Here is a 20,702-nt window from a genome sequence, read left to right as displayed (position 1 = left end):
TGGTGCCTGCACTGTCGGCCACACGGCCTCCCGATGCACGGCTCGATCGGCATTTCCGTACCGCCTGAGCAAAGAACCACCTCATATGCGAACATACGGGATTAGGCGGACTCCCTTTCAGCGGCGGCAGCGGCGACACCGGCGAGGGGCGACAGCGGCGGTCACGGCACGGACCCGTGCCCCGGAGCACCGGTCCCGGGCGCTGGGGAGCGGACCGAAGGAGCGGGGTGATGTCGACTCTCGCGAAGGCCGGCCGGGTGCTGGACCTGTTCACACAGGCCGCTCCGGAGTGGGGAGTCAGCGATGTCGCTGCCTCGCTGGGCATGCCCAGGTCCACCGCGCATTCCCTGCTCACCGGTCTCACGGAGGCCGGGCTGCTGCAGGTCCGCTGCCGGGGTCGGTACGAACTCGGCTGGCGCGCCTTCGAACTGGGGGAGGTGCAGCGTTCGTCGTCGGCCCTGATCAGTGCCGCGCACCCCGTCATGGAGGCCGCGTCCCGCCGGCTCGGCGAGACCGTCTGCGTGGGCGTGTTCCTGCGCGGCTGCGTGCTGTTCATCGACAAGGTCGTGGGCGACGACCCCCTGTCGGTGCTCGGACCGCGGGTGGGCACCCGCTACGAGGCCCACGCCTTCCCCTCGGGCCGGCTCCTGCTCGCCGCACGACCGCCGGCGCAGGCCGAGCGGCTCCTGCGCGCGCAGCCGCTGCGCACCCCCACCACGCGCGCTCTGGTCGACGTCGATGACCTGATGCGGCAATTGGAGGAAATCCGGAATACCGGTATCTCCTTCGACTACGGCGAATCCATCCCGGACGTCGGGTGTGTGGCCGCGGGCATTTACGGCCCCCGCGCGGAGGTGGTCGCCTCCCTCAGTGTCAGTGCCCCGATGCGCCGGTTCACCCGGCACGAGTCGGCCCTCGTCGTCGCGGTGCGGGGAGCGGCGACGCAGGTGGCGGAGCGGCTGCGCGCCGCGGAGCACCCCGCCGGGCTATAGACGCCTCATGGCGACCTGAACAGCCGGCTCCCCGCGCAGGTGAAAGCCGGAACGGGCCGCCCCGCCTCCCGCGTCCCGCCGCGAACCGCCCTGGGTGCGGCGCCGCTTTTCCCGCAATGCCGGAAACGCGCCCGCCGGTCGCCCCCGCTTTCCACCGGCTCGGTAACCTTTTCGCGGTGCGCTTCTCTACGGTGGGTCCAAAAACCAAACTTACTCACCTACCCAAGGGGTCGGCATGCCCGATTCAGCTCCACACCACCTCAGCACCCCCTCGGAAACCGGAGCCGCCGCGGGCCCTGCCCCGCAAGCGTGGCCCCAGACCGACGGCAGCGTGCGCATCGACGGTTCCTGGACGTCCTGGGCCGGCGCCCACGGCGGATACGTGGCCGCCCTGGCGCTCGCCGCCATGCACGACCGCCTCGCCGGACGGACCGGGCACCCGGTTCCCGTCCGCACCGTGGGCGCGCACTTCCTGGCCCCGGTGGACCAGCGGTCGCTGCGCTTCGAGGCCCGGGTGCTGCGCGAGGGCCGCCGCACATCGATGTCCGCGGTCACCGCGCTGCAGGGCGGCGACCCCGTCCTGACAGGTTCCGCGGTGTTCGGGCGGGGCGGCAGCGGCCCCGCCTACACCGACCTGCCCGCACCCGCCGTACCGGACCCCGAGGACTGTCCGCCGCTCGCCCTCCCGCCCGACCTGGCGCTCTTCGCCTCCCACCTGGAGATCCGGCCGGCCACCGACGCCCGCCCCCTCGGTGGCGGAGAGCGCGCAGAGCTCCTGGCGTGGATACGCTTCGCCGACCGCAGGCCGCTGGACGCCCGGACTCTGGTGGTCCTCGCCGATGCCCTTCCGCCGGCGCTCTTCGCCCTGTGGACCGTGCCGCGGCCGGTGCCGACCGCCGAACTGACCGTGCACTTCACCGACGCCGTGGACGCCCGTCCCGCCTCGGAGTGGGCCCTGGTCCGCATCCGCACCGAGCACGCCGGCAGCGGCTGGGCCATCGAGAACAGCGCCCTCTGGTCCACCGACGGCCGGCTGCTCGCCCTTGCCCGGCAGGCGCGCGCCGTACGCGAGGGGTTCGACGCCCCGCGGGCGGGCTGACCTCAAGGGTCGGTGCGCGTTTCCCGGACACCGGCGAGTGTGTGAGCTGCGGCATTGCCATCCCGAGCGACAAACCACCAGGATGATGCGATTACGGACGTGAAGGAAAGCAGTTCCTCATGGGCGATCATGTGCACGTGCGGCTCAGTCAGGGAATGAGCGTGTCGGAACAAGGAGAACTGATCGAGCACTCCCGCTGCCGGTGCGGGGCCACATGGACGAAGGTGTTCGAGGCCGACGGCGAGGACCCGGACCGCCCGAGCGCTTCCTGACCTCGTGCGGTCCCCCGCTCCGTGCGGGTCTGCCGGGGGGCGAAGGGCCGATCAGATCACCGGCGGCCCCGCCTCGATGCGGCGCAGCACCGGCGGCAGGCGGTCCAGGTCGGGGCCGGTCTGGATCTGCCGCTCGTCCCACCAGGTGGCGCCGGCGTCGTGCAGTGGCCCGATCAGGTCCTTGGCCTTCGCCGGGTCCGGGGGCGTGGCGCCGCCCAGCACGAACTCGAAGGGGCCCCCGGCCCCGGACGCGCGGTGCTCGCGTACGTGGGCGACCAGTTCCCGTACCTCCGCCGCGTCGGGCACATGCCCGTGCCGTGCCGTCTCGAAGAGGGGCACAGCGCCGTCCCATCGCGCCGCTCGCCGCATGGGCGCACGACGCGGTCAGAACCCGCCGATCCACACCGGCGGTCGGGGCCGCTGCACGCCGGCGGGCAGCAGCGTCACGTCCCGGACCTCGTAGTGCCGGCCGTGGTGGTTCACCGGCTCGCCGGACCAGAAACGACTCAGCAATTCCAGTCCCTCGTCCAGGCGTTCGGCGAGGACGCGCGGCTCGGCGAAGTCGCCGAAGCTGCGGTACTCGTCCTCGATCGGACCGCCCAGCCCGGCGGCGAAGGTCACCCGGCCACCGCTGAGATGGTCCAAGGTGGCCACCTGGCGGGCCAGTTGTTGCGGGCGGTAACGGGGGACCGGCGTCAGCAGGGTGCCCAGTCGGATGCGGGAGGTCGCCAGCGCGGCCGCGGTCAGCAGCATCCAGGGATCTCCGAAGGGACGCCCCTGGTGCTGTCGGTGCAGGACGTGGTCCCAGACGAACAGCCCGTCCCAGCCGGCTTGTTCGGCGGCGGCCGCCACGGTCGCGACGTTGCGGGGGTCGGCGAAGTCGCCGAAGTTCGGGATGTTGATGGAGAAGCGCATCCCAGCAGGATGGGCAGTACCCGGTGAACGGGCAATCGGATTCGGCTGACGTGACCGTTGACCACGTGCGCCGGCCAGGCGGGCGATGGCGGCCGTCAGGCACACCCCGGCTACGGCGAGCCGTGTCGGCGCGCCCCGTGGCCGCGACCTGAGCCGGGCCAGGACCGTCGGGGCGATCGACGGATACGGCAGCCTCCGGGGCGAGGCACCGAAGGAGGGCGCGAACGGCCGGCGGCGTGCGAGCCACCTCGCCGCCGCCCTGTGGCGCGGACCGTGGTCCGAGCGCGTCGGCTGCGGCCACCGTGCGACGGCCCGCACCCGTCCGACGGGTGCGGGCCCCACCTGAAACGTCCGTCCCGGGCGACGGACGCGCGCGTCCGAAGTCGTCCGGGGCAGGCTCAGACGAGGGTGCCGAGGCGTGCCGGCCTGGACGTGCCATGAACGTGCCTCGCGTGGGCGGCGTAGCGGCGACGCCCGAGGACGGGTACGAGCAGGCGGACGGGCAGCGGCGCATGGGAGAGAACCGCCTTGATGACCTCGGGGTCGCCCTCGTACATGGCCATGCCGAAGGTCAGTGGAAGATCCCTCTTCGCGATGGCGCTCATGCCGTGCTCGCCCAGCTCTCTCCACTCCGCGGCGGTGACATGCCGCTCGGCGAGGGGAAGCACGACCTTCTCCTCCGTGGCCATGTGCGCCACGAGCGCGGACAGCAGAACCTCGAAGGCGTCGGCCAGTTCCTCGCCGCCCCGCTCGGTGGTGCGCCAGTCGCGCAGGAGTCCGGTCGCCCTGTCAAGGGCACGGTCGATGGACTGATGCTGCGTCTCCATCACGGGCACGATGGACAGGGCCTCTTCACCGCCCCGATCCAGGAGCTTCGGCCAGAGCAGTACATCCTCACCCTCGTGATGCGTGTGCAGAACGCGGCACACGAGATCCGCGTGTGCGCCTACGACGGCCGCACGCGCGGTATCGCCCGGGACGACGTCCCGGATCAGCTGCGGAAGCAGCCGGAACTCACGGCGCAATGCGGCATGGGCCATATACATGTCTCGTACATCGGCCATGGGTTCGTTGACGGTCGGAGGCACTGCCATTCCTCGGATCGATGGGGAGATCTCACCGGCACGCCAAGAACATCTCCTGGGTGTCGGGACGGAGGAAAGGAGATCCGCCGAGACCAGTACAGGAGCGTGACGTGCTGCTGTCGGGTTCTCCGGTGTCCAGGACCAACTTCCCCCTTCGGGGCCCCATTCCACCAGACCGTCCCATGAATCAGAGAGATCGATCCTGCTGCCCGCGTGCACGATACTGTCAACTTTATGGATGTGTCCCGGAAATCTCTCCGTTCTCCGGCCCGCTCGGCGTACGGCCGTTGTCGCGCGAATCGCGCCCCGGAGAGGTGCCGAACAATTTCCGGTACTCCCGATTGAATTGCGACGGGCTTTCGTACCCCACGCGGTGAGCGATATCCGTGACGCTCCCCGAACGGGCCCACAGAAGGGTGCGGGCGGTCTGCAGGCGCAGGGTCTTCTGAAACTGAAGCGGCGTCAGGGACGTCGCCGTCCGGAAGTGCCGGTGGAAGGAGGACGTGCTCATGCCGCACAACCGGGCGAGATCGGCGACGCTGAGCCGCTCGTCGTAGTGCTCGCGGATCCAGCCGATGGCCCGGGCGATGTGCGGGAGCACGCTGTCGGCCTGGCCGATCCGCCGTGTGAGCGCGCCCTGGTCCCCGGTGAGCAACCGCCACAGGATCTCCCGCTGATACGACGGGCCGAGGACCCGCAGGTCCTCCGGGCAGCGAGCGGCTCGCAGCAGTCGCACGACCGGATCGAGCAGCTTCGGCGTCGCGTCACTGATCAAGAGCTTCCGGCGGACCGGAGCCGTGGCCGTGTCGGTCGTCTCCAGCAGGAGCGAGGCGATGGCCTGCGGGCTGAGGTCCATGATGAAGACGGCGAGGGGCTCGTCGGGATCCGCCCGGATGACCTGGCTGGTCGACGTCAGGTTGAGCGGGGCCACCAGGTACTTGCCGGCGCCGTATTCGTGCGATTCCCCGCTGCTGACCGTGCGGATGGTGCCCTGGGCCACGATCGCCAGGGTGGGAGCGGCCCGCGCGGCGACGACCGGGGGCGTCGTCTCGCCCACGACCGCGACGGTCACGCCCTCCGCGACCGTTGCCGTGCGGCCACCGTCCCCCACGTGTTCGAGGATCAGAGTGAGCAGTTCCTGGAGAGGTTCCATTCCGGAGCTCCGCGTGCGGGTGCCGCGAGAGGCACTGTGCCGACGGGGTCGGGTCGTCCGGTGGCCAGGCGGCCAGGCGGGTTCCGGCGCGGGAGGCGACCCGCTGGGGGACGGCCGGGCAGAACCGGACGGCCACCTCATGAGGGGGCGTGCGCCGGGGTGCCGTGACCGCCGGCACGGGCTTCGTCCGGCGTCCCCGGCGTTTCAAGGTGTTGTTCCGCCCATACGGTCTTGCCGCCGGCGTGGTGGCGGGTGCCCCAGCCCCGGGTGAGCTGGGCGACGATGAAGAGTCCTCGTCCGCCCTCGTCGAAGGTGCGGGCCCACCGCAGATGCGGGGAGGTGCAGCTGTTGTCGGAGACTTCGCAGATCAGTCCCGTGCCTTGGCGGATCAGGCGCAACCGCACGGGAGGACCGGCGTGGCGGACGGCATTGGTGACGAGTTCGCTGACGATGAGTTCCGTGGTGTCGACGGCCTCCTCGAGCCCCCATGCGGCCAGCGTCCCCGCGACGTGCTTACGGGCTTCGGAGGCGGCGGCGAGGCCGGCCGTGAGCTCCCAGGAAGCGACATGGTCGCTGCCGAGCCTGTGGGTGCGGGCGGCGAGCACGCCGGCGTGGGCGTGACGCCCGTCGGACAGCAGTGTGTCGAGGGCGGCCTGGCAGACGGCGTTCACGCTGGGCCGGGGCCCGAGATCCGCCAGGGGCAGGGCGGTTCCGTCGGTCTCGGCCGCCGGCCCGGGTGTCCCAGGGGTGTGTCCGCGCAGCAGCAGCACACTGCCTTCGCGGAGGATCACCTCCGTGGCCTCCACGGGCGGCCGTGCGTGTCCGAGCGGCGGGCTGATCGGAAGCTCGACCGTGGAGACCACGCCGTCGGGGCTGACGACGGTCGGCGCGGGACACCCGGCTCCGGCGAGGGTGCAGCAGCCGGAGACGGGGTCGTAGACCGCGTACAGGCAACTCACGGTGACCTCGGACGTGCCCGCGTGGTTCCCGTCCGCGTCCTCGGCGGGACGCAGCCGGGTGAGCACATGCTCCAGGCGGGTGAGGAGTTCCTCCGGTTGCAGGTCGATGTGTGCCAGCGTGCGTACCGCGGCGCGCAGTTCCGCGGCGATCGCGGGCGTGGCGGCCCCGTCCTCGACGGAGCCGGCGACGAGCGCGACACGGGCGCCCGGCAGCGGTATGGCGTCGAGCCAGTAGGCCTGGGCGCCTGCTGTGCCGTCGGCAGCCGTGCAGCGACCGGCGAGTTCCACCGCCGCGGGCTGCGGCAGGAGATCCAGCGGCAGATCGGTCGACGAGGACGGGGGCGTGGCACGGGGCGCGCCGTCGGCGGGCTCCACAGGCCGCTCCGCGGGGGCCGTAGCCCGGCGCTGGGGACGCAGGCGCGCCTGGCAGACGACGAGGCTGAGAACGAGGGACAGCACGGCCGCGGCGATCACGACGGTTCGGCCGCCTTCCGAGACCCCCTGGATCGCGAAGCCGTAGACGGCCACACTGGCCACCAGGGTCGCCAGCCCGAACGTGAGGGTCCCCCGGACGGGAAGCAACGCGGCGGCCACCAGGGGTGCCAGCACCGAGTAGGCGGACCAGCGGACCAGCCCCCCCGCGGACGCGCCCAGTTGAACCGCGCAGACCGCGCACAGATAGACGGCGAGCAGCGAGCCCGGCTGCCACAGCAGGCGTCGTACAGTGGCCATCCTTGTCTTGGTCCCTTCAGGGTCGGCCATGTGCAGGGGGGACACAGTGGGCGGGGGGTCGTCGTCGCTGGTCATGCCGCTGGTCATGCGGTCGCCTCCGGTGCGGGTCCTGCGAGGGTCGCCGTGACGCGGCAGGAGCGGGCGGGGAAGTGCACGGCCACCATGGCGAGGTCGTCGTCCAGGTGCCGGCCCGCATAACTCTTCAGGTCCTTGCTGATCTCCTGCAGGAGGCCGTGCGGACACTGCCACGCCCAGGCGGCGGCGCGTTCGAGAACGGGATAGAAACTCCCGGTCGCGTCGCGGGCCTCGATGAGCCCGTCGGTGTAGAGCAACAAAGTGTCTCCTGGGGAGAACGCGAAGGTGGCGAGGGGAAATTCCTCCGCCGTGCTTCCGGCCAGGCCGAGCGGCGGAGCGGGTCGAGTCACACACAGGGAGGTCACGGGGCCTCGTCGGTTCACCAGAGGCGGGGGGTGTCCGCAACTGACGATCCTGACGGTCTCCTCCGCGTCGGGAAGTTCGACCAGCAGAGCCGTGATGAAGCGCTCGGCGACATCGGGCGCCCACTCGGCCATCTCGTCCAGGTGTCTGCGGACGCTGCGCTCCAGAGCGGCCGCCAACTCCGGGAGCGTGTCGTGTTGGTGGGTCGCCTCGCGGAACGCGCCGAGCAGGGCGGAGGCGTCCTCCAGGGCCGGCAGGCCCTTGCCGCGGACGTCGCCTATGAGGATGCGGGTAGCGCGGCCGGTGCGGGCTGCGGCGTACAGGTCCCCGCCCACCAGGGCGTGCGCGGTGGCCGCGCGGTACGTCGACGCGATGCGCAAGGAGCCCAGTCTGCGGGGGAGGGGCCGCAAAAGGACCCGCTGGGCCGCTTCGGACACGGCCCGCACCTGCGTGAGTTCTCTGAGGTCACGATCGTGCAGGGCGCGGGCGACGATCACCGAGGCGGAGACGGCCAGCAGGGCGCCGATGTGAACGGGCAGCAGAGGCGAACGCGCCAGCCCGTCGTGCCAGTCGACGAGAACCACCGCCGCACTGGCGGCGAGGGCCATGGCGACTGTGTACCGGGTCTTCGCGACTGCCGCGGTGAAGGTGGGGGCGGCCACGAGGAGTGGCGAGAGGTGAACGGCCAGGGGGGCGAAGGACGCCGCGAGAGTGATCGCCGCGATGAGCAGGAGGGGAAGGGCCACCTGCGCTCGGGCGCCGTCGACGAGGGATCTGCCGGTACCTGTGAGACCGAGCCGCAGGCGACTTCCCCATCGGTGTCGGAGTCCCCGCGGCAGACGGCCCTCGCGGCCCTCCGCACCCGGTGCCGAGACACCGTGGGAAGGAATCTTCATGGAGGGTCCTGTGAGAATGCGCACCTCATGGGCGCCTGGGATTCCCCGGCGATGCGACTGAGGCGCTCGGACGCTCACCACCCGTGCACGACGGGCTCCGCCAGTGGGGTCCGACTACGCGGAAGTGGATCATGGACCCACCGTCCTTACCGTATTCTTGGCGCTTTCTTGCCATAATGCGAGAATTGGTTTCCGCTATGCGGACTCAAATGTGCGGCACACGGAGGCGGGAGTCAAGCGCCCGAGAGGTCCTGGCGGTCGTGTCCCACGTGGCGGGCGACGGCGCCCCGTGCCGGCTGGAGCCCGAGGGTGCCGACGGGCCCTGGGTGAGCGGCGGTGAGTCTCCGGACCTTCGGCCGCGGCGCGGGCCGGGTGGCCGTCGTACGTCATCGAGTCGCCGTAACGCGCAGCGTGCGCGCGGCCCTTGTGTCTGGCCCCCGCCCCGGCGCTCACGGAGCCGCCGCGGACGTCGACGGGGTTCAGCCGAGACACCGTGGGCGCGCCCCGCCTCGCTCATAGCACCCCGGCCCCTCCATGACAAGACTGTACGCATTGGTGAAATTTGAAGTAGCTTCGTGCCACTTAAGTCATCTGTCCATAAAGGTGATGATTTGGCCAGCCGAAGGCAGCAGGTCGAAGGCCTGCCGTTCCACGAGTCCGTCCTTGCCGTCGCCCGCGCGGTGGCCCAGGGCGCGTCCCTGCTGTGCGCCCTGCTCGGTGCGGTCGGCCTGTCCGGCTGGATCTTCGGCATCGATGTGCTGAAGACCGCCCTGCCCGGTGGCTCCCCGGTCATGAAGCCGAACACCGCCGTGGCCCTCCTCGCGGTGGGCCTCTCGCTCTTCCTGGCGGCCCGTGGGCCCATGACCCGGCGGACGACCGCCGTGGCTCGCGCGGCCGCGGGCCTGGCCGCCCTGATCGGCGGGCTCACCCTGCTGGAATACGTCACCGGGACCGGCCTCGGCATCGATCAGCTTCTCTTCAGAGGCCACAGCGTGCGACTGGTGACCGGGGCTCCCGGACGGATGGCGCCGAGCGTCGCCGCGGCGCTGACGATCGGAGGCGCGGCATCCCTGGGCCTGAGCATCCGCCGAGTGCCCGCCTGGGCGAGCCAGATCACGGGCCTCTCCGTCCTCGGCCTGGGCCTGCTGCGCCTGTACGGGTTGGCCTACGACGCGCCCGAGATGGAAAGCTTCGGCGCCTACATGGCCCTGCCCACCGCGCTGGCCCTGGTGCTGCTGGGCATCGCCGCGTTCCTGGCCCGGCCGGACGAAGGCCCTGCGGGACTGCTGATGAACGCGGGCATGATGAGCCCTCTGGGGCGCCGACTCGTCGCCACCAACCTGGTCGTTCCGCTGCTGCTGGGCTGGGCCGTCCTGGCCGGTCAGGACGCGGGGCTGTACGGGGAGCGGCTGGGCACGGCGCTGCTGGTGTGGGGGCACGTGACCGTCTTCACCGTGGTCGTCTTCGTCACCTTGCCCGTGGGCCGCCGAGTCGAGCTCGCACACGCCCGGGCGGAATGGCAGGTGCGGCAGAACGAACTGCTCCAGGCGTTCATGGACCACACGCCCGCCGCCGTGTTCATCACGGACCTGGACGGCCGTTTCCTGGCGGTGAACTCGAGGTTCGAGGAGAACACCTGCCTGCCGTACGAACAGGTCGTGGGCCGGCGCGCCGAAGACGTGCTGCCGATCGACCTGGTCCGTCATGTCGGCTCCTACGACTTCGACACGCCGGCGCGCGGCACCGCCGTACAGCGGGAAGAGCGGCTGCTCCTGCCGATAGGCCCCCGGGACGTCCTCACCACGATGTTCCCGCTCACCGATCCGGCCGACAGGCCCTACGCCGTCTGCGGTGTGGTCATCGACGTCACCGAACGCGTCGCGGCCCAGCGTGAGGTCCAGCGGTCCCACCAGCGCTTCCGCGCGCTGCTGGAATCCGCACCCGACGCCACCCTGATCACCGACGGCGACGGCACCATCGTGATGGCCAACGCACAGGTGAAGCGGCTCTTCGGCCACAGGCCGGACGACCTCGTCGGCACCAAGGTCGCCGACCTCGTGCCCGACGCGCGGCGCCGGCGACACAGCGCGCTGCTGGACGCCTACCTGCGACGGCGCGATCCGCAGCCGATCGTCCTGGACCGGGACCTGTACGGGTTGCACCGCGACGGGGACGAGTTCCCCGTCGAGGTCAGCGTCAGCACCCTCCAGGCCGAGGAGGAGGCCGTGATGTTCATGGCCGTACGGGACATCACCGAGCGCCGGCAGACCGAGGCGGAACGCGCCGGACGCTACGAGCAGCAGCGGCGCATCGCCTACACCCTGCAACACAGTCTCATGGGCGAGCCGCCCCGGCTGCCGTACCTGGCCAGCGCCCATCGCTACCTGGCGTCCGTCCAGGACCCCGGGGTGGGCGGCGACTGGTTCGACATCATCCCCCTGGACGCGCACCGCACCGGCATCGTGATCGGCGACGTGATGGGCCGGGGCCTGGAGGCGGCGGCCGTCATGGGCCAGCTGCGCGCCGCCTCGCACGCGCTGGCCCGCACGGGCACAACGCCCAGCCGGCTCATGACCGGCCTGGACGCGTTCGTCAGCGACCTGGCGGACCAGCTCGTCACCTGCGTCTACCTGGTGATCGACCAGGAAGCCCACGAGGTCACCCTGTGCTCGGCCGGACACATGCCGGTCATCGCCCGGCCTCCCGACGGGCCCGCCCACCTGCTGCCGGCACCGGTCGGTGTGCCGCTGGGCGTGAACGAGCTGTCAGGCACCGCGGTGCCGTTCGAGGAGACGACCCAGCCGCTGCCCCCGGGCAGCACCGTCGCGCTCTACACCGACGGGCTGGTCGAGAGGCCCGGCACCGACATCGAGGTGCAGATCGATGTCCTCGCCCACACCCTCGACGGCGCGTTGAAGAGCGCGCCCGCGGACCCGGGGACCCTGGACGCGACCGCGGCCCATCTGGTCGGCACCCTCATCCCGGACACGGCCACGCACGACGACGACGTGACGCTGCTCCTGCTCGGCCTGCCCGAGCCGCAGGGGTGACGCCGTTCAGCCGCTCGCCGCGATGCGCAGCCTGATCGTGCGGGCCTCAGGGCGAAGCGCGAACTCGGGCCGCACATCCGGTCCACAGGACCGCGAGCCGAGTCCGTGCTGGGCCGCATCGATGATCAGATGGCTCGTCGTCGACCCGGGAAGCTCGAACGGGTGCCTGGCTCGGGCGGTCTGCCGGGGGGTGTGGCGGCTGAGGGTGAAGCCCGGACGACGGCCGAACCGGTCCGGGACCGCCTCGACGTGCAGCACCTCGGTGCCGCCGCTCAGCAGCGTCAGCCGGCGCAGTCCCGAGCGGTGCCCGGTCTCCTGGGGGCGCGCGTAGTCGACCGAGAGGTCGCGGACGCCGGCGGCGAAGCGACCTGTGCGCGCCGCGCGCAGACTGTCCGGGTACGACTCGTGGGGGCCGAGACCGAACCACTCGGCGCCGTCGACCGGAGCCGTGCCGTCGGGAAGATCGAACCGGATCCCGATCCGTGGCCACACCGTCCGCCAGCCCCTCGACGGCTCGATCTCCACGAGCAGTTCCAGCCCGTCGTCCCCGAGGGACCACACGGACTCCACCGTCACCGACGAGGCGGAGCCCGCCGCGGCGACCTTGTCGACCGTGCGCAGGGACCGCGCGGCCTGCTCCACGCACACGCGTCGCGTCACCAGCCGGTCGAGACCGTCGCGGCGCCACAGGTCGGCGTTGGACACCCCCGCGATGGCGTCGCTGTCCTCGACCTGCTCGGACGCGCTTTCGTCGTTGTCGGTCGGAGCCCGGAACAGTTCCAGCCGCGGGCCCGTCACGGCGCGGCCGGCGAGCCGTACGAGGGATCCGCCGACGAACTCGGCGATGCCCAGCGTCAGCGTGCCGTCTCCCGGCTGCCAGTCGGTCCGGGGCCGGGCGGCCGGAACGGCACGAGGTGCCGATGCGTCCCGCTGGGCCGTAGCGATCACGTGCCCCTCGGGCGCCCAGGCCGTTCCGGCCGCCAGCACCGCTTCGACCGTGAGCCAGGTCTCGGCGTCCGGCGACACCCGGATCGGTGGCAGCGGCACCCACTCCGAATCGCCCGCCCTGACGACGGGAACCCGCAGGTCACCGCCCTGCACGGGCAGCCCGTCGTGTTCGACCCGCCAGCGGAAGCGGAGATCGGAGGTGTCGGCGGAGTGCCGCAGGTTCGTGATCGTGACGCCGTCGCCGTCGCCGCCGAAGTCGAAGCGGATCGGCTGGACGACCGCCTTGAACTCATGGAGGCCGGGCGTCGGCACGTCGTCGCTCAGCAGCATGCCGTCCATCACGAAGTTGCCGTCGTGCACCACCTCTCCGAAGTCGCCGCCGTAGGCGTAGTACGGCGTCCCGTCCGGGGCGCTGGTCAGAATGCCGTGGTCACGCCACTCCCAGACGAAACCGCCGTGCACGCGCGGGTACGCGTGCACCAGCGCCTCGTACTGATCGAGTCCGCCCGGCCCGTTGCCCATCGCGTGCGCGTACTCGCACAGCAGGAACGGCTTGGCGCGCTGGCGCGCGCTCTGCGCCGGAGCGCAGTGCGCCAGCGGCGAGCGGGCCCCGTCGGCGCCGATCCGCTCGATCTCCGGCACCGATGCGTACATGCGCGAGTAGACGTCGGTGTACTCGCCGGTGTGGTCACCTTCGTAGTGCACGGGGCGTCCGGTGTCGCGGGCGTGGACCCACGCCGACATGGCGGCGAGGTTGCTTCCCGTCCCCGCTTCGTTGCCGAGCGACCAGATCACGATGCTGGGATGGTTCTTGTCCCGTTCGACGGTGCGCTGGATGCGGTCGAGGAGCGCCTCGCGCCACGCCGGGTCGTCGCCGGGATTGCCGGCCCAGTCGGCGTCCTCGAAGCCGTGCGTCTCCAGGTCGCATTCGAGAACGACCCAGAATCCGAGCTCGTCGGCGAGGTCGAGCAGCCGCGGATGCGGCGGGTAGTGACTGGTGCGGATGGCGTTCACGTTGAACCGCTTCATCCGGGCCAGGTCCTCGCGCGCGTGCTCCTCGTCGAAGACGCGCCCGCGCTCGGGATGCGCCTCGTGGCGGTTCATCCCGTGGAACACGACACGGCGGCCGTTGACCAGGAACCGGTCACCGCTGATGGCGACCGTGCGGAACCCCACGCGCAGGGCGATGCTCTCGGCGGCCGTCGACACGGTGACGTCGTAGAGGCGGGGCTGTTCCGCCGACCAGGGCTCCACTCCCGCGACGTCGAGGGGGGCCACGTCGGCTGGCGTCGCCCAGACCTGCTCGACGCCGAGTTCGGGGATGCGCAAGGTGACCGGGAAGGCCGCCGCCTCGGCCGTGACCTCGGGGTCGACGCGTCCGCACCCGTCGTCGTACCCGGTGCGCAACCACACGTCCTCGATGCCTCCGGCCGGCCGCGCGATCACGGTGACGTCCCGGAAGATGCCCGGCAGCCACCACTGGTCCTGGTCCTCCAGGTAACTGGCCGCCGACCACTGGTGCACCCGCACGGCGACGACGTTGTCGCCCGGGCGCACCGCCGAGGTGACGTCGAACTCGTGGGCGAGCCGGCTGCCGCTGGCGCTGCCGATCTCCACGCCGTTCACCCACACCCTGAAGAGCGACTCGACCCCGTCGAACCGCAGCAGGACGCGTTCGGCGTCCGACCAGTCGGCGGGTAGGTCGAAGTGCCGCCGGTAGTCGCCGGTGGGGTTCTCGTCCGGTACGTGGGGCGGGTCGAGGGGGAAGGGGAACCGGATGTTCGTGTAGAGGGGCCGGCCGTAGGCCCCGTCGCCCTGGAGCACCCAGTGGGAGGGGACCGGGATGCTGTCCCAGCCGTGGTCGTCGAAGTCCTCGGCCGCGAAGTCCTCGGCCTCCGACGCCGTGGGCGACAGACGGAACCGCCAGGGCCCGTTCAGCGAGCGGGACGGGGCGTCGGAGTGCAGCCACGACCGGGCGGGACGCAGTGCCCCACGTCCGGGTGCGAGGTCCGAGACATGGGCGGCAAGTCTGGAGGACAAGAGGTCACAACTCTCTCTCGGGTACGAGTGTGCGAGTGGGCGAGGAGGCGGTCGAGCGCGTGCGTCGACCGCCGGTCAGCGCACCCTGACGGTGCGGATCTCCCACGGGTCGAGGTCGAGTCCGAGCCCGTCCCGCACCGGCGTCCCGGACAGCGGCCTGCCCAGCAGGTCGACCGTGGTGGCTTCCGTGAACGGGCCGGTGACGCGGACGTGTGACCCGGTGTCGCTCATCGCCGTGAGGCGGATCTCGGTACCGGCTCCGCCGCCGGCGTCGGTGACCCGGCGAACGGTCGAGACGAGGACGTTCGTGCCGTCGACCCGTAGACCGGTCGCGTCCGGGGGCAGGTGACCCCCGGCGGGGGCGGTCCCGCGGGTGACGAGGACGTCGTTGCGGAACTCCTCGGCGCGATCGACCGCGCCCGAACCCGCCCAGCCGGCCGCCGAGGGCAGCACCGCGAACCGGTTCTCGATGCGCATGCCCAGGTCCTGCGCACCTGGTGCGGGGATCTCGCTCGCCGCGGGCTCGTCACGGAGAGGATGGATGTTGACGCTGATCGAGCCGACGGCACGCAGCAGGGTGAGGGCGAGTTCGGAGCCGCCGTCGACGAGTTCGTACTCACTGGAGTGGGCGAGCAGGACGTGGGCGGCGCCGGCCGACACGAAGGCACTCGCGGGGAAGGTCGGGATCGGGTACTCGCCCCAGCCGCCTTCGGCACTGAGCCCGCGCTCGGTGACGGCGAACTGCCCGGCGGAGGCCGACTTGTCCACGGGCTCGGGCAACGGCACGTGGAAGCGCAGCCGGTGGTCGGCGGACTGGTTCAGGAACGAGGTGGAGACACGGACGAACGGCTCACCGGCGCGTACTTCCACCAGCGTCTCGACCGGCGTCGGCACGGTCCGGCCGCCGCGCAGATCACGGTCGGAGGAGAGCGCCGTGGGCCACTCGTAGACGCGGATGACACGCAGTCTGGCACGCAGCGGACCGCTTTCGAGGAGCTCGACGCCGATCTCCGTCGGCTCCGACACGAGCACGTCCCGGGCCGGAGGAGCGTAGTTGTAGCTGTCGCCGCGGTCACCGCCGTCGACGAGCCGGCCGACCCCGTTCAGCACGGTCCCGTCGGCGCCGGTCACCTTGAGGGTGCCGTCTTCGGTGACTTCGGCCTCGACCAGCCCGTTCGACAGTGTGCCGGCCGTCGCCGTCGCCGGAGCGGGTGTCGTCGCCGGGGCGGCGGACCGGTCGCTCGGCGTGACCCGGAAGCTCGTCAGCCCGCAGGCGGGGACGTGCACGGGCACCAGCGCGGTGGCGCGGGCCTCCTCCAGTGTCAGCACGCGCCACTCACCCGGATGCGCGGCAGCGGCGGCGGCGACGTCGCGGCGCAGGACGAGCAGATCGAACGGTCCACTGGCCGGCACCTCGGCGAGGTGGAAGACGAGCGAGCCCGGGGTGAGTTCGTAGCGGTCGATCAGCCGGCCGAAGAGTTCCCGGCGATGGATCCGGCGCAGCACGCGTTCGAGTTGCGAGGCGTCCACGCGCTCGTCGCTGAGCACGGTCGGCGCCTCGGAGATCAGTTGCACGGGGTGTTCGCGGCCGTCCGCGGTGGTGGAGACCAGGGTGGCTCCCTCGGGCGGGGCCGCGACCTCCACCTCGACCAACGCCTCGCGGGGGAACGGCAGCGGATTGGCGACCAGGTGGCCGTCGCTCGGCACCAGGGCGGCGGGCTCGGCGAGGGCCGAGTCCCGCACGGCGCGCGCGATCTGCGCCGCTTCGGCGAGCCGTGCTTCGACCTGGGCGCAGGTCTCGTCCGTACCGGAGCCGACCACCGAGTCGTGCGCGGTCGACTCGACGATCTTGTGCCAGGCGAGCGAGAGGAACGGTGAGTCGTCCCGCCCCGACCACAGCGCGTTCATCCGCTCGGCATGGTCGACGGTGCGCTCCGCCACGGCCATCCGCTGCTTGAGCCCGAGCCGGACGGACAGCACGCCCGGCAGGATGTTGCCGCGCACATGACTGCGCAGTTCACCGGTGACGACCGTGGTCACCTCGTCGCGGACGTGTGCGCGGACGTACTCGTCGAGTGTGGCGATGGTGATGGCGCGGTCCGGGCCGGACGCGCGCCGCAGCCAGGACGCGAGCCGCGGGTCGGGCGCGGCGTGGTCCGTGCCGGCCATCGCCAGCACCGGGTCGTCGCCCCACCGCGGGGCCGTCGTCTCCGCGTACTCCCCGAGCGCGCCGCCGATCCGGTCCGGCACCAGCAGCAGGTCGAGGCCGTTGTCGTAGCCGTCGAAGAGGAACTCGGTGCGCACTTCGGAGCCGTCGGGAGCGCGCCAGCGGAACGCGTGCCCGTCGACGGTTCCGGGGACCCCGCGCCACAGTGCCGCGTGCTCGATGCCGGCACGAGCCAGGAGCTGCGGCATCTGCGCGATGTGGCCGAACATGTCCGGCAGGTAGCCGATGGGCATCGCGCCCCCCAGGCCCTCCGCGACCTCCCACCCGAGCTGCAGGTTGCGGACGATGGTCTCGCCGGAGCAGAGGAACTCGTCGAGCAGGATCAGCCACGGCCCCACGGCGAGCCGGCCCTCGGCGACCAGGGCCGCGAGACGATCACGGTTCTCCGGGCGCATCTCCAGGTAGTCCTCGATCGCGGCCATCTGGCCGTCGACGGTGAACCGGAAGTCCGGGTCCGCCTCTGCCGTCTCCAGCACGGTGTCGAGGGCGGTGACGAGCCGGTGCCGGAACACCTGGAAGGGCTCGTACCACTCGCGGTCCCAGTGGAAGTGGGGCACGAACACGGCGGCTTTGGGCATGGAGACAGACACCTTCTGTGCGTTGCGGGCGGTTGTCACTTGAGGGACCCGGCGGCGAGCCCTGTGCGCCAGAACCGCTGGAGGAGGGCGAACACGACGATCACGGGCACGATCGACACCAGCGAGCCGGTGATCACGGACTGCTGCAGCAGCGGGGCGCGGGCGGTCTGGCCGTTCCACTCGTACAGGCCGAGCGTGATCGGGAACAGGGACTCCTTCTGCAGCATCACCATCGGCAGGAAGAAGTTGTTCCAGATGGCCACGAACTGGAACAGGAAGATGGTCACCAGGGCCGGCGTCATCAGCCGGAACGCCACGGAGAAGAACGTGCGGAACTCACCCGCGCCGTCCAGCCGCGCCGACTCGATCAGCTCCTGCGGGACGGAAGCGTTCGCGAAGACGCGCGCGAGGTACACGCCGAACGGGCTGACGATGCTGGGCAGGAAGACCGCGAGATAGGTGTTGACGAGCCCGGTCGCCGAGAACAGCAGGAACAGCGGCAGGGCGAGCGCGGTGGTGGGTACCAGGACGCCGCCGAGGACGACGGAGAACAGCACCTCCCGGCCGCGGAACCGGAACTTGGCCAGGGCGTAGCCGCACAGCGCGGAGATCAGGGTGCCCACGGCCGCGCCCAGCACCGCGTAGACGACGGTGTTGAGAGCCCAGCGGCCGAAGACGCCGTCGCTGCGGGTGAACAGGACACGGAGGTTCTCGAACAGGTTGAGGTGCGAGAACACCAGCCCGTTGGTGGAGGCGAGGTCACCCTGCGGCTTCGTCGCCGCGACGACGAGGAAGTAGACGGGCAGCAGGAAGTAGACGGCCAGGAGGAACATCAGGGCCATGGCGGCCGTACGGCTGACACGGCTCTCACGGATCACGGAGGGGTTGCTCACAGTCCGGCCCTCTTCGCGGTCAGTCGCATGAACCCGAAGCTCAACACGAAGGTGATGACGGCGATGACCACGGAAATGGCCGCGGCCTGCTGGTAGTTGTTCCCCGAGGCCACCGTGTACGCGAGCATGTTGGGAGTGAACGTGCTGGAGATGTTCGAGGAGATCTGCCGCAGCACGGCCGGCTCGGCGTACAGCTGCAGCGTGCCGATGATCGAGAACACCGAGGTCAGAACGATCGACGGAGCGATGATCGGGACCTTGACCCGCCACGCGATCGTCCAGTTGCTCGCGCCGTCGATCTTCGCGGCCTCGTAGAGCTCCTGCGGGATCGACTGCAGCGCCGAGAACATGATCAGCATGTTGTAGCCGGTCCACAGCCAGGTGGAGACGTTGGCGGTCGACCACAGTACGGCTCCGGGGCCGAGGAAGTCGGGTTGGAGACCGATGCCGTTCAACAGGTCCACGACGGGGCTGAGTTGTGGCGAGTACAGGTACGACCACATGATCGCGGCGATGACGCCGGGCACGGCGTACGGCATGAACGCGGTGATGCGGAAGAACGCCTTGAGCTTCAGCAGCGGAGTGTCCAGCAGCAGCGCGATGATCAGGGCGACGAACAGCATGACCGGCACCTGCACGACGCCGAACAGCCCGATGCGGCCGACGCTGGACCAGAACTCGGTGTTCCGCAGCACCTGCGCGTACTGCTCGAAACCACCGAAGGCCGTGTACGAGGTCCCGTACTGCCCGCCGGTGCGGCGCACCACCCGGAAGCTCTGCCACAGCGCGTAGCCGACGGGCACCAGGTAGAACAGCAGGAACGGCAGGAAGAAGGGGGTCAGGAACGCGGCGACGGTGCCCGCCGGGGGTCCGCCGCCGTGGAGACGGCGGCGGACGCGGGGCGGCGCCACCACGGATGTCGTGCGGGTCGCGGTGTCGGTCATGCTGCGGTCACTTGCCCGCCGTGACCGGGATCGCCTGGTCCTTCATCGACTTCAGCGCGGCCTCCTGGGCGGTCGCGAGCGCGTCGGTGAGCGTGCCGTCGCCGGCCGCCGCCTTGGCCATCGCGTCCTGCAACGCCAGGTTCACCGTCTTCTGTGTGGGGCCCCAGGCGAAACTGGTGTCGATCTTCTTGGACGAGTCGGCGAAGACGTCGAAGATCTTCTCGTTCCCGTAGTACGGAACGCCCTTCTTCAGCGCGGGGAGCTGGAGTCCGGCGCCGGCAGCCGGGTAGAGGCCGCCCAGCTTGTTCTCCAACGCGAGCGCGTCCGGATCGGTGTTCAGCCAGGTGTTGAACTCCACCGACTCGTACAGGTGCTTGCTGCCCTTCATGAACGCGACGGTCGACCCGCCCCAGTCGCCGGACGAGCCGTTCGTGCCCCAGGTCGGCATCGGGACGACCGACCACTTGCCGGCCTGCTTGGGCAGGTTGTCGCGGAACATGCTGTAGCCCCAGGCGGCACCGACGTAGCTGGCGATCCGGTCCTTCTGGTACGCGGCGTACATCTGCGTCGAACCGTTGGCGAGGTCGGTGCGCACGAGCTTGCCGGAGATCAGCTTCTGCCAGTACGCCGCGACCTGCCTGCTCCGGTCGGAGTCGACGGTGACCTGCCACTTGTCGTCGGAGTAGCCGTACATCTTCGCGTCGTTCTGCCAGAGGAGCCCGTTGAACCACTCGGCGTTGTTCGGATCGAAGAACGTGATGGTGAGGTCGGGGTCCGCCTTGTGCAGCTTCTGCGCCGCCGACGCGTACTCGTCCCAGGTCGTGGGGACGGCGACGTGGTACTTCTCGAAGAGGTCGCGGCGCACGAAGAGGGCCATCGGGCCGGTGTCCTGCGGGATGGCGAACACACCGGTGCCGCCGAAGCTGGTCTGGGACCAGGTCCACGGAACGAACTTCGACTTGGCCGCCGTGGCCGCCTTGCAGGCCGAGGCGTCCACGAAGGCGTTCTGGGTGCGCAGATTGGGGAGTTCGTCGTAGCCGACCTGCGCCAGGTCCGGTGCCTTCCCCGCCTTCAGCGCGTTTCCTATGGCGCCGTACTGGTCGTTGGAGATGTTCTTCGTCTCGACCTGGACGTCCGGATGCCGCTGGTTCCACAGGTCCACGACCTTGTCCATGCCCGGAACGGTGTTCCAGTACTGGAGGGTGACCTTGCCCTTGGAGGGCGTGCAGGATGCTGCCGTTTCCTCGCCCGACGGAGCGGGCGAGGAGCATCCGGCGAGTACGGCGACACCGGCTGCCGCGGCGACGGTGGCGAGGCGGGTGCGCATGAATGTGCTGCTCATGTTTTCCGTTCCCGAGAACGACCAGCGACTGGCGCGGGCCGGGTCGACGTTGACTCACTCAGCGGGATGCCGCGGGTGACATGGACGAACGCGACGGTGTCGGTTCGTTCGCCGAGCACCGTGGCGGGAATGGGCAAGC

The 20,702-nt window shown here is 70.8% G+C and carries 12 protein-coding genes and 1 pseudogene; 3 read left to right on the top strand and 10 right to left on the bottom strand.

What is annotated here, in order from left to right; all coding sequences use genetic code 11:
* Positions 1 to 230: 230 nt before the first annotated feature.
* Both OO52_RS26650 and OO52_RS26645 read left to right on the top strand, forming a co-directional pair.
* Complete coding sequence (locus tag OO52_RS26650) at positions 231 to 992, top strand: IclR family transcriptional regulator (protein ID WP_030646639.1); 762 nt, start codon at positions 231 to 233, stop codon at positions 990 to 992.
* A gap of 331 nt (positions 993 to 1,323) precedes the next feature.
* Positions 1,324 to 2,091: an acyl-CoA thioesterase gene (locus OO52_RS26645; RefSeq protein WP_307820110.1), complete on the top strand. Its 768-nt coding sequence runs from the start codon at positions 1,324 to 1,326 to the stop codon at positions 2,089 to 2,091.
* Positions 2,092 to 2,414: 323 nt separating this feature from the next.
* Here OO52_RS26645 and OO52_RS26640 read toward each other — a convergent pair.
* The 5 genes and pseudogenes from OO52_RS26640 to OO52_RS26615 form a co-directional block, all read right to left on the bottom strand.
* Positions 2,415 to 3,278 (bottom strand): annotated as a pseudogene (locus tag OO52_RS26640) (LLM class flavin-dependent oxidoreductase).
* Positions 3,279 to 3,676: 398 nt separating this feature from the next.
* The gene (locus tag OO52_RS26630; protein ID WP_267881562.1) at positions 3,677 to 4,324 is read right to left on the bottom strand and encodes a hemerythrin domain-containing protein; all 648 of its coding nucleotides are present in this window, start codon (positions 4,322 to 4,324) and stop codon (positions 3,677 to 3,679) included.
* Between the two features lie 271 nt (positions 4,325 to 4,595).
* Positions 4,596 to 5,516 carry an AraC family transcriptional regulator gene (locus tag OO52_RS26625; RefSeq protein ID WP_051818567.1) on the bottom strand — a complete coding sequence of 307 codons (921 nt, stop codon included), beginning with the start codon at positions 5,514 to 5,516 and terminating at the stop codon, positions 4,596 to 4,598.
* A 137-nt stretch (positions 5,517 to 5,653) separates the two neighbouring features.
* A complete protein-coding gene (locus tag OO52_RS26620; RefSeq protein WP_234339787.1) occupies positions 5,654 to 7,207 on the bottom strand; it encodes an ATP-binding SpoIIE family protein phosphatase in 1,554 nt (517 codons plus the stop codon).
* Between the two features lie 83 nt (positions 7,208 to 7,290).
* The gene (locus OO52_RS26615) at positions 7,291 to 8,391 is read right to left on the bottom strand and encodes a PP2C family protein-serine/threonine phosphatase (protein ID WP_324606073.1); all 1,101 of its coding nucleotides are present in this window, start codon (positions 8,389 to 8,391) and stop codon (positions 7,291 to 7,293) included.
* Positions 8,392 to 9,152: 761 nt separating this feature from the next.
* On the opposite strand from OO52_RS26615, the gene OO52_RS46170 reads away from it, so the two are divergent.
* Positions 9,153 to 11,591 (top strand): SpoIIE family protein phosphatase, encoded by a 2,439-nt coding sequence (locus tag OO52_RS46170; protein ID WP_051818564.1) that lies wholly within the window; start codon positions 9,153 to 9,155, stop codon positions 11,589 to 11,591.
* 6 nt (positions 11,592 to 11,597) lie between these two features.
* On the opposite strand, the gene OO52_RS26605 is transcribed toward OO52_RS46170, so the two are convergent.
* From OO52_RS26605 to OO52_RS26585, 5 genes are all read right to left on the bottom strand, one after another.
* A complete protein-coding gene (locus tag OO52_RS26605) occupies positions 11,598 to 14,579 on the bottom strand; it encodes a glycoside hydrolase family 2 TIM barrel-domain containing protein (protein WP_030646625.1) in 2,982 nt (993 codons plus the stop codon).
* A 75-nt stretch (positions 14,580 to 14,654) separates the two neighbouring features.
* On the bottom strand, positions 14,655 to 17,384 hold the full coding sequence (locus OO52_RS26600; RefSeq protein WP_030646623.1) for a glycoside hydrolase family 38 C-terminal domain-containing protein: 2,730 nt from the start codon (positions 17,382 to 17,384) through the stop codon (positions 14,655 to 14,657).
* 35 nt (positions 17,385 to 17,419) lie between these two features.
* Positions 17,420 to 18,277, bottom strand: coding sequence for a carbohydrate ABC transporter permease (locus OO52_RS26595; RefSeq protein ID WP_030646622.1), 858 nt, complete (start codon positions 18,275 to 18,277; stop codon positions 17,420 to 17,422).
* Positions 18,274 to 19,221: a carbohydrate ABC transporter permease gene (locus OO52_RS26590; RefSeq protein WP_030646620.1), complete on the bottom strand. Its 948-nt coding sequence runs from the start codon at positions 19,219 to 19,221 to the stop codon at positions 18,274 to 18,276. Before OO52_RS26590 ends, OO52_RS26595 begins: the two co-directional genes overlap by 4 nt.
* A 7-nt stretch (positions 19,222 to 19,228) precedes the next feature.
* Complete coding sequence (locus OO52_RS26585) at positions 19,229 to 20,563, bottom strand: extracellular solute-binding protein (protein WP_234339786.1); 1,335 nt, start codon at positions 20,561 to 20,563, stop codon at positions 19,229 to 19,231.
* Positions 20,564 to 20,702 lie beyond the last annotated feature (139 nt).

Source organism: Streptomyces flaveolus (assembly GCF_000716535.1).
Lineage (GTDB): Bacteria > Actinomycetota > Actinomycetes > Streptomycetales > Streptomycetaceae > Streptomyces > Streptomyces flaveolus_A.
Note: the sequence above shows the minus strand (reverse complement) of the source record. Positions and strands in the feature narration are given on the sequence as shown.